The sequence below is a fragment of the Marinomonas phaeophyticola genome, assembly GCF_026966905.1.
GTDB lineage: Bacteria > Pseudomonadota > Gammaproteobacteria > Pseudomonadales > Marinomonadaceae > Marinomonas > Marinomonas phaeophyticola.
Map to the genome: position 1 here is coordinate 240,491 of NZ_JAPUBN010000019.1, position 15,802 is coordinate 256,292.

Sequence of the window (15,802 nt, forward strand, 5' to 3'; positions counted from 1 at the left end):
ATAAGGTGGTTCATAATGGACTCATCAAAACAAACGAACAAATGAGTTAGAGGAAAACATTATGAATATGAAAAAAATGGGTTTAATTAGTGCTGTTGGTTTTACTGCGTTAATGGGGGCATCTTTAGCTACAAATGCGTTAGCGGATGATCATAAGGAAGGTAAAGGTAAGCACCATAAAATGGAAATGCGCGATCCTGCAAGAATGGCAGATCGTTTAGCCGAGCATTTAGAATTAGATGATGCGACAAAAGCAAAAGTGACAGTATTGCTAGAAAAGCGGTCAGCGGAAATGAAAGATTTGAGAGAATCTCATAAAGCAGAGCTCGTTGCTTTGTTGACACCAGAACAAGCTGAGAAATTGGAAAAGATGGAAAAGCACCGTGGCATGAAAGGTAAGCACCATGGTAAAGGCATGAAACACGATCAAGAGAATCATGGCTAACCCCATTTATTCTTCATATGTTGCAGTGCAAAAATCAGTTTGTTTAAACTAGCCCCTTTACAAACCGTTAGCCCTAACTTAAATAAGTTAGGGCTTTTTTTGTTATTCCGTAATTTTTGCAAACAAATCAAAATAAGTTGGGAACGTTTTGGAAGTGCAACCAGGGTCATTGATTGTCACTTGTGAATGAGCAAAAGCGACTAAAGAAAAGCACATGGCGATTCTATGATCATCGTAAGTGTCAATAGCTACATGCTTTACATTGTCAAGCGGTTCAACATAAATATAATCTTCACCTTCTTCAACCGTAGCACCTAACTTCTTTAGCTCCGTGGCCATGGCCATTAAGCGATCTGTTTCTTTCACTCGCCAGTTGTAGATATTACGAATACGAGTTGGTCCGTTAGCAAATAAAGCCGTTGTTGCAATGGTCATGGCCGCATCTGGAATGTGATTCATATCTAGATCAACGCCGTTTAATTGATCCTTTTCAGCTTCTATCCAAGTGGGTCCATAAGTAATTTTTGCTCCCATTGCGGATAATACTTCAGCAAATTTCACATCCCCTTGAACGCTGTCTGAGCCAACACCATGAACTTTTATTTTGCCCCCAGCAATGGCCGCCGCCGCAAGGAAATAAGACGCAGAAGACGCATCGCCCTCTACCATAATTTCGCCAGGGCTTTGGTAGGTCTGCTGGCCTTTAACAAAGAAAGATTGGTAATGATTATTTTCAACCGTGATACCAAACTGTTTCATGGCGTGTAGTGTAATATCAATGTAGGGCTTTGAAACCAATTCGCCTTCTACTTTTATAGTCAGATCGGATTGTGCTAAAGGTGCTGACATTAAAATGGCTGTTAAAAATTGGCTGGATATATTGCCTTTTATCGATACTTCACCACCCGATAGACCATTGGCTTTAATCAGTAATGGTGGGTAGCCATCATTTTCTTGGTAGTTAATATCCACCCCTAACACTTTTAGTGATTCAACTAAATCACCAATAGGGCGTTCATGCATCCTTGGTTCACCATGCAATAAAAACTCGCCTTTACCTAGGCAAAGAGCGGCGGTTAAAGGTCGCATAGCGGTACCTGCATTACCTAAAAATAGATCTCCACTGGATGCGTTAAAGGGGCCGCCATTGCCTTCAACAATACAGGTGTTTGCGTCTTCTAAGGTGTACTTGATACCAAGTGATGTCAGTGCATTCAGCATATGTCTAATATCATCACTTTCTAATAAGTTAGTGATACGAGTCGTGCCTTTTGCTAAAGCCGCAAGTAATAAAATTCTATTGGATAAACTTTTCGATCCAGGAATTTGAATTTCACCGTTTGCCGAAGTGAGAGGACCAAGAGTAATTGAATGCATTGTATTTCCTGATATTGGTAAGCGTGAGCTCTGGTTAATTATAAAATATAAACAGCATAAAGGGATGATAGTCTGTCCTGTTATTCGTCCATATCATCCAAAGACGCGCCGTTGTTTAAAGCGGCCATGTCGAGTTCGTTGAGGATTTGGTAGGTAGATTCAATTTTTTGTATGCGTACATGAGCTTCGTTATAAGATTCTTGATAGACGCTATTGGCAATCATACTGATAAGGTTCATAACGCTGGCATAAGAGTCGAAGGCCGATACACCTCTAACGACACATGAAAAATGTAAGTCACTGACCTCGTGGGGATTAACATCGGCATGATCAGTAATGTAAATCAATTGAATACCATTCAGCTTAAGGGTACTCATTAAATTCTTTAACCAAGCAGGGCGACGTCGAATCCCCATAATAATGACAACATCTTCTTTTGTGAAAGATGCTACTTCTTCACCTAAAGTTTGACCTGGTACAGGCAGTAAAGATACGTTAGCACGGCACTGGGTGAGCTGTTGACGCAGGTGTAGGCCTAATGCATGGTTATTACGATAACCAATAATGTACACTTTTTGAGCTTGGCTTATCCATTGAACTGCTGTCTGATAGTTTTTAGGATCAATCGCTTCTAAGGTTTTTTGAATATTGGCTTGATCACATTTTACATAATCTTGAAAGATATTTGAAAGGGGCTCTCCTTCAGGGATTTTTTGTGCGATTGGTGCCCCCCATCGTCGAGCGGCCCTAACTTGCTTTTTTACTTCCCCAAAATCTCGATACCCAAGTCGCTGCAGCAATCGCGTAACGGCGGATTTAGAAACACCGGCAAGCTTTGACAATTCTGTCGCAGAGTAGGTGGCAATATCTCCTTGATGGTTGAGAATGCAAGAGGCTAGCTTTTGCTGTGTCGGTGACAGTTGCTCGTAAATCTCTTTAATTCGTAATTCTATTGATTGATCTTGCATCGTGTTGTCATTGATTTCATGGATAAAGTTTAGAGAATAATGACGGAAAAATGCAGTTCATGGAAGAGGTAACCCTTGTTGTTTGCTAAATGTCTGAAAAAGATTGCGAAAATAACAGGTTTTTGGGTTGAAACAATTGTTTCTTTTATTTTGTTGTGAAATTATTGTTTTTAATTCTTATGTATTTTGATTACTCAAGGAGTGTGCATGTCTAATAAATCTTCAACTTGGTACGGTGTTAATTTAGCGTCTGAGCGGCTCGGTGCAAAAGCAATCTATGCAAGTGACGATTTTTTTGCTCCAAAAGAACGTATGTTACAAGATCAGGATGCTGTTTTTATCGAAGGCAAATACGATGATAATGGTAAATGGATGGATGGGTGGGAGTCTCGCAGAAAGCGATCAGAAGGTTATGACTTTTGTATCGTAAAGCTGGGCGTTTCTGGGCAGATTAATGCTTTAGATATTGATACGCGTCATTTCACGGGGAATTACCCACCGGCCGCGCTTGTGCAAGCCTGCTATTCTCTGACGGATCCAGATGCAGACACAAATTGGATCGAAATCACAGATACCGTGGCGCTTCAAGGAAATCAGCAGCACATTGTTCACGTAGAAAGTGATCAAGTATTTACACACGTAAAATTAAATATTTTCCCCGATGGTGGTGTAGCTCGTTTACGTGTCTATGGTCAGCCAGATATTGATTGGCAAGCGGTGGATACATCGAAGGAAATCGATCTTTTGGCATTGGTTCACGGGGGGAGGGCCATTGCGACCAATGATGAGCATTTCGGCTCCATGCACAATTTAAATTTGCCCGGAAAAAGTCTTAATATGGGAGATGGTTGGGAAACTCGGCGTCGTCGAGAGCCTGGTAATGATTGGGTTATTATGGCTTTAGGTCATCCTGGTGAAATTAGTTCGATACAAATTGAAACCAGCTTTTTCAAAGGCAATTTCCCTGATTCCTGTGCTATTCAATTTGCTAATATTGATGATTTACCCGATTCCAGTTTGGCGGCACAAAGCCTTTATTGGCAAGAGTTATTGCCTAAACAGCCATTAAAAGCCGATAACGAGCATCTCTTTCAAGAGGCTGTATTGAAGGTTGGTAGAGTGACTCATATCCGACTAAATATTTTCCCTGATGGTGGGATTAGCCGAGTACGCCTTTTTGGCAAGCCTTCTTTTGATTAAGTAACGCTTTATTCGATGAAAACAGTATTTTGCTGAGCAACATTGTTTTTATAAGCAAGCAATGCTTATCTTTATAAAAGTGTGTATTAATAAGAAGGTAGTGAATAAATGATAGTGAATCGACTTACATCAGAGGCTTTCCAAGCGTTTGGGGATGTGATTGATACCCAAAGCGCCCAAACGCAATACTTGATTAATGGCGGTACTACCACTCGATTTCATGATTTAGCTAAGGTTCAAGTGAGTGCCACGGATGCGTCTAGTGTTCGCTCAGGGATTAGTATCTTTCGTGGAGAGGCTAGAGTTTTTCCGCTGAGCCTTTCTATGCTAGAACGACATCCCTTGGGGTCTCAAGCTTTCTTCCCATTAAATCAAAGACCTTATTTAGTTGTAGTAGCGCCAGCTTTAGATAGCCATCAGCCAGACATAGAAAATATAAAAGTATTTTGGGCTTCGTCGACTCAAGGTGTTAACTATGCCCAAGGTACATGGCACCATCCTTTAATTGCATTGGATGACATCTCGGATTTTTTAGTCATTGATCGTATTGGTACCGGTAATAACTGTGATGAATATGAGTTTGATAAATCGTTAATACGTTGGATAGAGCGAGCAGATTTTGCTTGTTTCTCTGACTAAGTGAGGGGTTATGTTAGAAAGTCATTTACATGAATGGCTCAATTTATTTGTGCGTTGGTTTCATATCACCGCGGGTATTGCATGGATTGGTGCGTCTTTTTATTTTAATTGGCTAGAGAATAATTTAGTGCGCACAGGACCTCAGAAAAACGGGATCTCTGGGTATTTATGGGCGATACATGGCGGGGGGATTTATCGATTAGAGAAATACAAAACCGCACCTGAAAAGATGCCTAAAACACTGCACTGGTTTAAATGGGAAGCTTATACAACCTGGCTTTCTGGGATGGGCTTGTTAATCGTGCAGTATTACTTTAATGCCAGTTTGTATCTCATTGATCCGTCCGTTATGGATATCACACCGACAGTGGCTGTGATGATAAGCGTAGCTTGTATTGTGGCTTCATGGGTAGCCTATCATACCCTCAGTAATATGCTTGAAAATAAGCCAATGCTTTTGTCTTTAATTGGGCTGGGTGCATTTATGCTAGTGGCGTATGGTCTAACGCATGTGTTCAGTGGTCGTGGAGCTTTTATTAATATGGGAGCAATGATTGGAACCATGATGGTAGCCAATGTCGCTCATGTGATTATGCCATCACAAAAGGCGTTATTAGCGGCCGTAGAGAAAGGGGAAACTGTCGACCCTAAATATGGCGCTAAAGCGTTGCTTAGGTCACGCCATAACAATTATCTCACTCTTCCTATATTGTTTATTATGATTAGCAATCACTATCCGTCTACTTATGGTAGTGATTTGAATTGGCTAATTTTGATTGCACTTATTGTTGTGAGTGCGGGTATTCGTCATTACTTTAATATTCGTCATAAACCTGAAAAAAACGTGTGGATTTTGCCTTTTGCATGCTTATGTTTATTAAGTTTGGCTTGGGTGACTCAGCCTAAAGCCTATCAACCCAGTGTCTTGCCTGTTATTCAGCAAGACAGTCTACAAAGAGAGAGTAGTAAGGTTAATTCAGAAGTAGTGCAAGGCTCTACGGTATTGAGAAGTGATTTAGATCGCCGAGCTCATGTGATATTGGTTGAGAGATGTGCTTCTTGTCATAGTGCTCAACCGAGTTCTACTATGTTCTCTGCACCTCCAGCGGGAGTGATGTTTGATACAAAAGAACAGATCCAATCTCAAATGTTAAAGATTTATCAACAAGCGGTTCTGCAAAAGACCATGCCTCTTGGGAATTTAACGAAGATGCTAGACGAAGAGAGAGATGTACTAGCAAGATGGTTTCAGTCTCATCAATAATAGATTTAGGCCTGAAAAGTATAAAAACCTCTGAAGTGATGGTAATGATTAAGCGGCTTTAGAGGTTTTTTTGGGGCGTTAAATTAAAAATTTGACGGTGTCTGATACTCCCATATATGGGTGGCTTGTTGTGTAAAGCCGACCTTTTCTAAATAAGCCTGGTATTCTTTGGTTTGGACATTGGCTGTTATTTTTCGAAAGCCAAATTTGTTAGCAAAAATATTATTCGCCCCAAATAGGTAATGTCCAAGCTTATAATCGCGATAGGCTGGTGTAACTATGTCTAAGTCAATCTCGAAGTGTTCGTCTGAATGGCGAATGCCAGAGACAATGCCCACCACTTTTTCTTGCTCGGTTAATAGAAAGTATTCGCGATTCTCTCGTGTTAGACGACGACTAAAATCTGGATAAAATTGCTTGATATCCTCCGCGAAAAAGTCAAGAAAATAGGCAATGTAGCCAGACTGACCGGATTCTGAGCCACTTTTAATAACATTAAAAATGACTTGTGAACGGTATATTTTGATTAAAAAATAGACATTGATACAGGCAATAAAGGCATTCACGGCGGCGACTGGGTAGGCGCCAATAATAAAACCATAGACGGAGAAAGTGATGCCCCCCGCAAGATTAAGCCAGCGGAGTCGTACAATTGAGCTCATCATAAGGGAGATGGCCACTAAAAAAGAGGCCACATAGCCAAGAATTTCAACCCAGTTCATAACTTAGTTCCAGTATGGTTTATTTAGGGGAGGGCGACTTAGCCGCAGCACTTCTTGAATTTTTTGTTCGAGCCACAATGGCAAGGATCATTACGGCCAATATTCATTTCTGACGACTTAATTAAAGGGGTATTGCCTTGTACTTCGTGCTCCCCTGAAATGTAATGCCAAACTTGCTTACTTTTTTTAAAGATCGAACGTTCGGATAATCTTCCAATGTGTTTTCCTTCTTTGAAATGGGCACAAAATGAAACTATGCCAGTTTTATCTTTTTCTCCGCCATCTTGTGTTTCTAAGATTTCCAACTTAATCCATTGAGTATTGTCATTGCTCTGTGAAATATCTTCGACAGACTGATCAGGTGACGTATCAAGTTTTTGGGTCTGTTGAATGTATTCAAAGTTTTTCATGGCAAATGCCGAATAGCGTGATCGCATTAATGCTTCCGCTGTCGGTGCTGTGCCAGGGTTGTTATGGTACATTGCGCAACACATTTCATAAGGAAGTGTTGTTCCGCAAGGACAATTATTCGGAGTTGGCATATTATCTATTCCTCTTGTCGCCAAAAAATTCCCAAGGTGCGTATAATACCTTTTATTTAAATGTCTAACAGGAATAATTCGTGACTTCTTCAGCTCCTACCTCGTTTTTTTGGTTCGATTTTGAAACTACAGGCGTTGACCCTGCTAAAGATAGGCCGATGCAGTTTGCAGGAATACGTACAGACTTGGATTTTAACCCTATTGGTGATCCTATAATGTTTTATTGTCGTCTATCTGAAGATGTTTTGCCGAACCCTGAAGCGTGCTTACTAACAGGTATTACTCCACAAGATGCAAATAGGGATGGGGTTTGCGAAGCTGAATTTATGCAAGCGGTCGAAAGAGAAATGTCAGTGCCAGGAACCTGTTCTTTAGGTTATAACACCTTAAGATTTGATGATGAGGTTGTGCGCTTTGGGTTTTATCGAAACTTCATAGACCCTTATGCTCGAGAGTGGCAAAACAATTGCTCTCGTTGGGATGTTATTGATTTGGTTCGTATGGCTTATGCTATACGGCCTGATGGTATTAAATGGCCAACAGATGATGAAGGAAATGTGTCTTTAAAGTTGGAAGCGTTGACGAAAGCAAATGGCATAAGTCATGAACAAGCTCATGATGCCTTATCGGATGTTTATGGCACCATAGCGATGGCTAAGCTTATACAGAAAACTCAGCCTAAATTATTTGACTATTACTTTAAAATGCGTCAAAAATCCGAGTTACAGAATTTCATTAATCCCCTAAAAATAACCCCTTTTTTACATGTGTCTGGAATGTTTGGTCGAGATAATAAGTATGCCGCATTTGTGGCGCCAATTGCTCCGCATCCAAAGAATAAAAACGGTGTTATTTTATTTAATTTAATGGATGATGCTCAGCAACTGATTGATCTATCTATTGAAGAAATTCGCCATCGCGTTTTTAGTAAAGTTGAAGAATTAGGGGATGAAAAGCGCATTTCTTTAAAAGTATTGCATTACAATCGATGTCCGGCGGTGGCTCCCAGCGCATTTTTAAAAGACAGTACTGTTGTTGAGCGACTAAAATTAGACGGGGATGTGTGCCGTCGTAATTTATCGATTATTAAATCCGCTCCTGGGCTGTCAGAAAAAATTTCCCAAGTGTTTTTACAAGAAAACTTGCCTATACATAAAGATCCAGATCATATGTTGTATTCGGGAGGCTTTTTTTCTAGCGATGATAAAAAGCGCATGAAGACCATTCGAGAAACACCAAGTGAGCATTTAGGGGAATTGTCTTTATCTTTTGATGATCGCCGTTTGCCTGAAATGCTAATGCGTTATATTGGACGTAATTACCCAGATCAGCTGTCTGATGTTCAAAGGATTGAGTGGGAGGAGTATCGTCGAATACGCCTAATGGAGGCGGATGGAGGTGGAAGTATTTCTATGGATGAGTATTTTAATACTCTTAATAGGATTGCTCTGTCTGAAGATTTACCGAATGTGAAACAGATATTGTTACAGGATTTGGCAGACTATGGCCAAAGTATTTATCCCCTAAATGAAGACTATTAGTACGAATAGTACAAAGGTGAACGAATGAGCGAATTAAGTCGAGGCGTTTCTTGGCTAGTTAGCCTAGCGGCGTTGGTTATTATTATTGCGGGCCTAAAGGCGGCTTCCGAAGTGGTGGTGCCTTTAATGTTGTCAGCTTTTATTGCCATTATTTGTGCTCCAATGCTGTCTGGCTTGCGTAAAAAAAGCGTGCCTACTTGGCTTGCTATTTTGTTAATTGTGACCTTGATTATACTGAGTGTCAGCTCTTTAGGGGTATTTGTCGGAGCCTCTTTGGATGGGTTTAATAAGGAGTTGCCTAACTACAAATTAAGAATGATAAAAGAGTTAGATTGGATTATTACATTGGGTAATAGTTTGGGGTTACATGTATCAGAGCAGCAAGTTAGGGGCTACTTTGATCCTTCTGTTTTGATGCAAATGGTGGCAAATACCCTCAGTGGTTTAGGAAATGTATTAACGAATACCTTTTTGGTTATTATGACGGTTGTCTTTATGTTATTTGAAGCGGCGGACTTTCCTGCGAAACTTTCTCATGCTTTAGGTGATGCGCGCTCTTCATTGAAAAATTTTAAAGATTTTGCCAATGCGGTTAACCGTTATTTGGCAATAAAAACCAGTGTCAGTATTTTAACTGGTTGTGTTGTCAGTCTGTGGTTATTTATTTTGGGGGTTGATTTTCCTATTCTATGGGGGGTCTCTGCCTTTTTGCTTAACTTTGTTCCCAATATAGGCTCAATTATTGCTGCTATTCCTGCGGTAATGTTGGCTTTTGTTCAGTTGGGCGGTTTTGCTGCAGGGTTGACCGGGCTTGGTTTCATCGTCATTAATTTAGTTGTTGGTAATATTATTGAGCCAAGATATATGGGGAAGGGATTAGGGCTTTCGACTTTGGTTGTATTTCTTTCATTATTGTTATGGGGATGGGTATTCGGACCCGTTGGAATGTTATTGTCTATTCCGTTAACGATTATTGTAAAAATTGCCATGGAAGCAAACCCTAAAACGCATTGGGTGGCGGTAATTTTGGATGGCCATAGAGATTAGCGTAAGAGTGAATTATGATGGCTTTGGCTAGCTCATGGACTGTCTAAATTTGCACCATTTTACGGACGTATAGTGAGACCTGGCGGAAGTATAGGGAATCCCCACTAACAACATTGTGTTAGTGGGGGAGTTGAGCTGGGTTAAAAAGATTGAGAAAGTGTTGTGAAAAAAAGGATAAACTAAGAGAGATACATACGGGATGATCATTGATACGTATATAGGGATAGAGTAGGGCGATTTTCAGTTCTTTATGGTGCATCAGGTTAGTCATTTCTATGGTTATGTACGATTACTTTTTATAGTAGCTTGACAAATTACGCTGATGAGCTTTAATTAATTTGGATTTGGAGGGGATTTCGCTGGCGTATTAATTGTAATTATTGTAGTATTCGTCACCGAGTTTTTTCCTCGAGTATTTGTAAGGCTATTCAAATTGAATGGGCCTTGCCCCACCAATTAAAAGGTATTCATTTACATGTCTGACGCTGATATTCAGCCTACATTTGTTTCGTTGGGCCTTGCTGCCCCTATTCTTAAAGCGGTTGCTGATCTCGGTTACGAGCAGCCATCGGCTATCCAAGCGCAAAGTATTCCATTTTTATTAGAAGGTCACGACCTTCTAGGGCAAGCGCAGACGGGTACTGGTAAGACAGCGGCGTTTGCGCTACCGCTGTTATCGCGCATAGACGTAGCAGATAAAACAACTCAGCTGTTGGTACTTGCACCAACTCGTGAGTTAGCAATTCAAGTTTCTGAAGCATTTCAAAGTTATGCTCGTCATTTACCTGATTTTCATGTGTTGCCAATTTATGGCGGCATGTCTTATGACACTCAGCTACGTCAATTACGCCGTGGTGTTCAAGTTGTTGTAGGTACTCCAGGTCGAGTAATGGACCATATTCGTCGTAAGACTCTAAAATTAGATGGCATTAAAGCCTTAGTTTTGGATGAAGCGGATGAAATGCTACGTATGGGATTCATCGACGATGTCGAGTGGATTCTTGAGCAAATTCCTGCACAGCGCCAAATCGCTTTATTTTCGGCAACAATGCCAAATGTGATTCGTCAAGTAGCAAATCGTCACTTGAATAATCCAAAAGAAGTGAAAATAGTTACTAAAACATCGACTGCGATGACGATTTCTCAAAAATACTGGCAGGTTAGCGGGTTACATAAACTTGACGCCTTGACTCGTATTCTTGAGATGAGTGAGCACGATGGTATGATCATTTTTGTTCGTACTAAAGCGGCTACGGTTGAGCTCGCTGAAAAATTGACGGCTCGTGGTCATGCTTGTGAAGCCTTAAACGGTGATATCAGTCAAAACCTACGTGAGCGTACCGTTGATCGTATTAAGAATGGTCAAATTGATATTCTTGTTGCAACAGATGTTGTAGCTCGTGGATTGGATGTAGAGCGTGTAAGTCACGTTGTAAACTACGATATTCCATATGATACAGAATCTTATGTTCACCGTATTGGCCGTACTGGTCGTGCTGGTCGTTCAGGTACGGCTATCTTGTTTGTTGCGCCACGTGAGCGTCGTATGTTGCAAGCCATTGAGCGTGCAACTCGCCAACCAATTGAGAAAATGCAGTTACCAACAGCATCTGATATTAATCAGCAGCGTGTTGAGCGTTTTAAGCAAGGCATTACCGATACGATTGATAATGTTAACTTGGATTTCTTTTTGGAGCTTGTTGAAGGTTATCAGAAAGAAAATGATCAAGATCCAATTAAAACAGCAGCTGCTTTAGCGTATTTAGCGCAAGTTAAATCACCGATTTTGCTTAATGAAATGGAAGTTCGCCAAGAACGTCGCGAACGTAGTAACGATCGTAATGAGCGTCGTGACCGTCCAGAACGTGGAGACCGCTCTGAGCGTCCACCTCGTAAGCAAAACCCGGTAACGAAAGAGCCGATGCCATTAAAAGATGATCCAAGCATAGCAATGACTCGTTATGTTGTTCAAGTCGGTTATCGTGATGGTGTTAAGCCAGGCAATATCGTTGGCGCAATTGCGAATGAAGCGGACATTGAAAGCCGTTACATTGGACATATTGAAATTTATGAAGACTTTGCGACAGTTGATTTACCAACTGATGTAGCGAAAGAATCAATGCCAAAACTGGCTTCTACACGTATTTGTGGTCAGAAAACAGATATTGCGGTTCTTGAAGATGCTGATGCATTAAATAATCGAGCACCTTCAGCTCCACGTCGCCCTCGTGAGGGTGGTGGTCGTCGTGATGGCGGTGGCCGTCGTGATGCAGGTCGAGGCAATACGGCTGGTGGTGAACGTCGTCGCCGTAGTAGTAATGGTGATGCGGGTGGTGAAAGACGCCCTCGTCCACCGCGTCGCGATAGTTAGATCTAGGTAAAACACAAAAAAGGCCGCTTTAAGCGGTCTTTTTTTGATCTTAAAACTGTCAGAATATTGTCAGCTGTGGGAAAATAGAAAAAATAATGATTTCAAGGATGTGATATACACATGACGACCGATAATCAAATTATAAATAAAATAAATTTATCTCCCTTTCTTTTTTTATTAAAGGGAAGTTTTGTGCTGCTGTTATTTCATTTTTTAACTCGAATATTGTTTTGGGGTCTTAATCATGGGCATTTTTTAAATCAAAAATGGGAAACAATCATCTATGCCTTTCTTCATGGAGTTCGATTCGATGCGTCTTCAATCGCATTACTGAATGCCCCCCTTGCATTACTGTTGTTTGTTTTTGTTTGGTTTAAGAATTGGAATCGATTTACCCTAAATTTCACGCTTTGCTATTTTGCGATAGTGAACTCTTTCGCATTGATTGTCGATTTGATTGACTCGGTTTACTTTCCCTTTACAGGTCGGCGAAGTGGTCTAGAAGTAATCTCTATGATGAGGGATGTTTCTCTGCAAGGACCACAGCTATTAATTGAATATTGGTGGCTAGCTTTCGTTATTGTTACTATTGTATCGGCCTTCATAGCGATCCTAGTTTCTATGAAAAATAGAATGTTAGATATCGATGGAAACTTAGGTTCTTGTCTCCTTGTATGCCTTATCGTGGTGATGGGGTCTGTGTTTTTGGCTCGAGGAGGGCTGCAGGCAAAGCCTATTCGAAGTTTAAATGCTTATAGCTGGCCGAAAGCTGAGTTGGGTGCGCTTGTGTTGAATACGTCCTTTACTCTGATGAGAGAAACAACCAGTAATATGCAACCGATGACCTTCTATAGGTCGAACCTCGATGCCTATAATGTGGTAAAGAAATCAGAGGGCAAAAAAGAGACAGTGGCGAACCAGACACCACAGAACGTAGTCGTTATTTTACTTGAGAGTTTTGGACTTGAGTATTTTGGACCTCCATATGGCTCAAAGAGCTATGCCCCATTTTTAGAATCGTTGTCTGAGCAAGGGCGTTTTTTCCCATACGGTGTTGCTAATGGGAGGCGTTCTATTGAAGCGATCCCTTCAATATTTGCAGGAATACCATCATTAATGCCTGAAGCCTTTATGCGATCTCCATACCAATCAAATAAGATTTACGGGCTGGGTGAAATATTAAAAAATCATGGCTATAAAACGGCATTTTTCCATGGGGCGAATAACGGAAGTATGTATTTCGATGACACAACGTATCGTTTAGGTTTTGATCAGTATTACGGTGTTGATGAATACCCTAATACAAGTGATTTTGATGGTCAGTGGGGGATTTTTGATGAGCCGTTTTTACAGTTTACTGCTGACAAGTTAGATGAAATAAAAACACCTTTCCTTGCTGGAGTGTTTACTATTAGCTCTCATACTCCTTATACATTGCCTAAGCAATATGAATCTATTATTAAGGATGGTGAAATACCAATGCATAAGGTGGTTCAGTATACGGACATTGCATTAAAAAAATTCTTTGAAACAGCAAAAACAAAAGCTTGGTTTGATAATACTTTGTTTATTATTACGGCAGACCACACTTCAGATAATTTTGACACACGTTTTGCGACACCTACTGGCAGGCATCAAATCCCTATCGTTTTATATCATCCTCAGGGTCATGTTAAGCCTCAAGTGGTAAATGAAATCGCGCAACAAATTGATATACCTGCCACGGTTATTGATTATCTTGATTTGCCTGAGCGAGACAAATTAATGCCTTTTGGCCGATCTTTGCTAAGAGCAACTTCCTATGATGAGGCGATAATTCGGGAGGAAGGTGCCTATTGGTTAATGTTAAATAGTCAATATATTAAGCTTACATTTGATGGATTGCCAATATATCAAGAAGGAACACTTCCAAGTACTTTTATGGAAAAATCCGCTTCTAAGAAGAAACAAAGTGAAGAGGTTTTAAGGAAGCGTATCAATGCATATGTTCAACTTTATACCAATGGTTTAATTGATAATGACCATTACCCGCATTTAACAAACACAACTCAATAGGCAGAGAATGACACAAATTACGATATTAAAACCAGATGATTGGCATTTACATTTTAGAGATGGCGGTATGTTGCAAGAAACGGTACCGGCTACGGCTCGTTGCTTTGCACGTGCTGTCGTTATGCCAAATTTGGTGCCTCCAGTGACAACCGGTGAGTTGGTTGCTCAATATCGTCAAAGAATCTTATCGGCTATACCTCAAGGTTCTACATTCACTCCATTAATGACGATTTATCTTACGGATAAAACAACAGTTAAAGATATTCAAGAAGCGAAAGCCGCAGGAGCGGTAGCGGCAAAAATGTACCCTGCTGGCGCCACTACAAACTCTGACTCTGGAGTAAATTCATTAGACGCCTTGTATCCTGTCTTTGAGGCCTTGGCTGAACAGGGTATGTTGCTGCTAATTCATGGAGAGGTTACTCAAAAGCACATTGATATATTTGATCGTGAAAAAGAATTTATTGATCAACATATGGTTAAAATTGTTGAAAGAGTGCCTCAACTGAAAGTCGTATTTGAACATATTACGACAGCGGATGCCGCTGAGTTTGTTTTGTCCTCAAGAGATGGTGTGGCGGCAACAATTACACCTCAGCATTTATTGCTTAATCGAAACGATATGTTAGATGGTGGTATTCGTCCTCATAATTATTGCTTGCCTATTTTAAAGCGTCAGTCTCATCAAGAAGCGCTTCGTGCTGTTGTTGCATCGGGTTCTAATAAATTCTTTTTAGGTACCGATTCTGCTCCGCATGCAAAGCATAGAAAAGAGTCTGACTGTGGTTGTGCTGGTTGTTACAGTGCATGGTCTGCTCTAGAGCTCTACACGCAAGTGTTTGATGAATTGGGTGCCTTAGACAAACTAGAAGGTTTTGCGAGTACTCATGGTGCGGATTTCTATGGGCTGCCTCGTAATACCGAAACTGTGACCTTAGTAAAAGAATCTTGGGTCGTACCAGAGAGTATTATCTTGCCCGATGGAGATCTAATCGTGCCTTTCTTTGCAGGACAGTCAGTTTCCTGGAAATTAGAGTCCTGATTCTAAGACTTACTGGCCTACTTCTGTGGGTCAGTAATGTCATTTAATTTAATTATTTTCAACAAAAGCGCCTCTATAAAAGTTCTTCAACAATCCGTTTGAGTAAAAACGTTTCTCTTTCTATTGAAAGGCCTTTTTTAGGGCTTTTTGAGAGCGTTTCTTCGTTATGGGCAATGGCTTGATGAATATTTTTCCATACAGGTGTCATGCCGTTTTGTATTTCATATTGTTCTAATTTAGTGGCTTTTAGGTCGTTGTCTATATCACAAACATAGCAGTAGGACATCATATGGACAATATCGAAATCCTCTTTGTGCCAAGGTCGATACTCCTCGTACAAGCCAAACTCACGAATGTTACTGACATTGTGCGCACCTGTTTCTTCTTCTAGTTCTCTGACTAAGCCATCGATATGGTTTTCACCCTCATCGATACCTCCGCCAGGTAAGGTATAGTCGTGATACCTTTGCGTGTATAACAGTAAAATGTTCTCGCCATCAAGGATAATGCCTCTTGCGGCTTTGCGGGTAAACATAGACCCAGATAAATCGGTAATACCTTTGTGTGTTGAGGATCTTAATAATCGCAT

The 15,802-nt window shown here is 40.6% G+C and carries 14 protein-coding genes; 9 read left to right on the forward strand and 5 right to left on the reverse strand.

The genetic code is table 11. The features are described from left to right. Positions 1 to 61 precede the first annotated feature (61 nt). Complete coding sequence (locus O1D97_RS15255; protein ID WP_269126965.1) at positions 62 to 445, forward strand: hypothetical protein; 384 nt, start codon at positions 62 to 64, stop codon at positions 443 to 445. Positions 446 to 547: 102 nt separating this feature from the next. On the opposite strand, the gene aroA is transcribed toward O1D97_RS15255, so the two are convergent. Continuing rightward, positions 548 to 1,822, reverse strand: coding sequence for a 3-phosphoshikimate 1-carboxyvinyltransferase (gene aroA / locus O1D97_RS15260; protein ID WP_269126967.1), 1,275 nt, complete (start codon positions 1,820 to 1,822; stop codon positions 548 to 550). Positions 1,823 to 1,902: 80 nt separating this feature from the next. Next, entirely contained in the window at positions 1,903 to 2,790 is an 888-nt protein-coding gene (locus O1D97_RS15265) for a MurR/RpiR family transcriptional regulator (RefSeq protein ID WP_269126968.1), read from the reverse strand. 207 nt (positions 2,791 to 2,997) lie between these two features. On the opposite strand from O1D97_RS15265, the gene alc reads away from it, so the two are divergent. The 3 genes from alc (at position 2,998) to O1D97_RS15280 (ending at position 5,893) form a co-directional block, all read left to right on the forward strand. Beyond that, on the forward strand, positions 2,998 to 3,990 hold the full coding sequence (gene alc / locus O1D97_RS15270; protein WP_269126970.1) for an allantoicase: 993 nt from the start codon (positions 2,998 to 3,000) through the stop codon (positions 3,988 to 3,990). Positions 3,991 to 4,098: 108 nt separating this feature from the next. Beyond that, positions 4,099 to 4,629: an ureidoglycolate lyase gene (locus O1D97_RS15275; protein ID WP_269126972.1), complete on the forward strand. Its 531-nt coding sequence runs from the start codon at positions 4,099 to 4,101 to the stop codon at positions 4,627 to 4,629. 10 nt (positions 4,630 to 4,639) lie between these two features. Beyond that, positions 4,640 to 5,893 (forward strand): urate hydroxylase PuuD, encoded by a 1,254-nt coding sequence (locus O1D97_RS15280; RefSeq protein WP_269126974.1) that lies wholly within the window; start codon positions 4,640 to 4,642, stop codon positions 5,891 to 5,893. A gap of 83 nt (positions 5,894 to 5,976) precedes the next feature. On the opposite strand, the gene O1D97_RS15285 is transcribed toward O1D97_RS15280, so the two are convergent. Then, positions 5,977 to 6,615 (reverse strand): GNAT family N-acetyltransferase, encoded by a 639-nt coding sequence (locus O1D97_RS15285; RefSeq protein WP_269126975.1) that lies wholly within the window; start codon positions 6,613 to 6,615, stop codon positions 5,977 to 5,979. 38 nt (positions 6,616 to 6,653) lie between these two features. After that, entirely contained in the window at positions 6,654 to 7,157 is a 504-nt protein-coding gene (locus O1D97_RS15290; RefSeq protein ID WP_269126977.1) for a YchJ family protein, read from the reverse strand. Between the two features lie 80 nt (positions 7,158 to 7,237). Between O1D97_RS15290 and sbcB the strand changes: the two genes are divergently transcribed. From sbcB to pyrC, 5 genes are all read left to right on the forward strand, one after another. After that, the gene (sbcB, locus tag O1D97_RS15295; RefSeq protein ID WP_269126979.1) at positions 7,238 to 8,698 is read left to right on the forward strand and encodes an exodeoxyribonuclease I; all 1,461 of its coding nucleotides are present in this window, start codon (positions 7,238 to 7,240) and stop codon (positions 8,696 to 8,698) included. Between the two features lie 24 nt (positions 8,699 to 8,722). Continuing rightward, entirely contained in the window at positions 8,723 to 9,745 is a 1,023-nt protein-coding gene (locus tag O1D97_RS15300; RefSeq protein WP_269126980.1) for an AI-2E family transporter, read from the forward strand. Between the two features lie 475 nt (positions 9,746 to 10,220). Next, on the forward strand, positions 10,221 to 12,116 hold the full coding sequence (locus O1D97_RS15305) for a DEAD/DEAH box helicase (protein ID WP_269126981.1): 1,896 nt from the start codon (positions 10,221 to 10,223) through the stop codon (positions 12,114 to 12,116). 192 nt (positions 12,117 to 12,308) lie between these two features. Further along, a complete protein-coding gene (locus O1D97_RS15310) occupies positions 12,309 to 14,171 on the forward strand; it encodes an LTA synthase family protein (protein WP_269126983.1) in 1,863 nt (620 codons plus the stop codon). A gap of 7 nt (positions 14,172 to 14,178) precedes the next feature. After that, complete coding sequence (gene pyrC / locus O1D97_RS15315; RefSeq protein WP_269126985.1) at positions 14,179 to 15,213, forward strand: dihydroorotase; 1,035 nt, start codon at positions 14,179 to 14,181, stop codon at positions 15,211 to 15,213. 73 nt (positions 15,214 to 15,286) lie between these two features. On the opposite strand, the gene O1D97_RS15320 is transcribed toward pyrC, so the two are convergent. After that, a complete protein-coding gene (locus O1D97_RS15320; protein WP_269126987.1) occupies positions 15,287 to 15,802 on the reverse strand; it encodes an NUDIX hydrolase in 516 nt (171 codons plus the stop codon).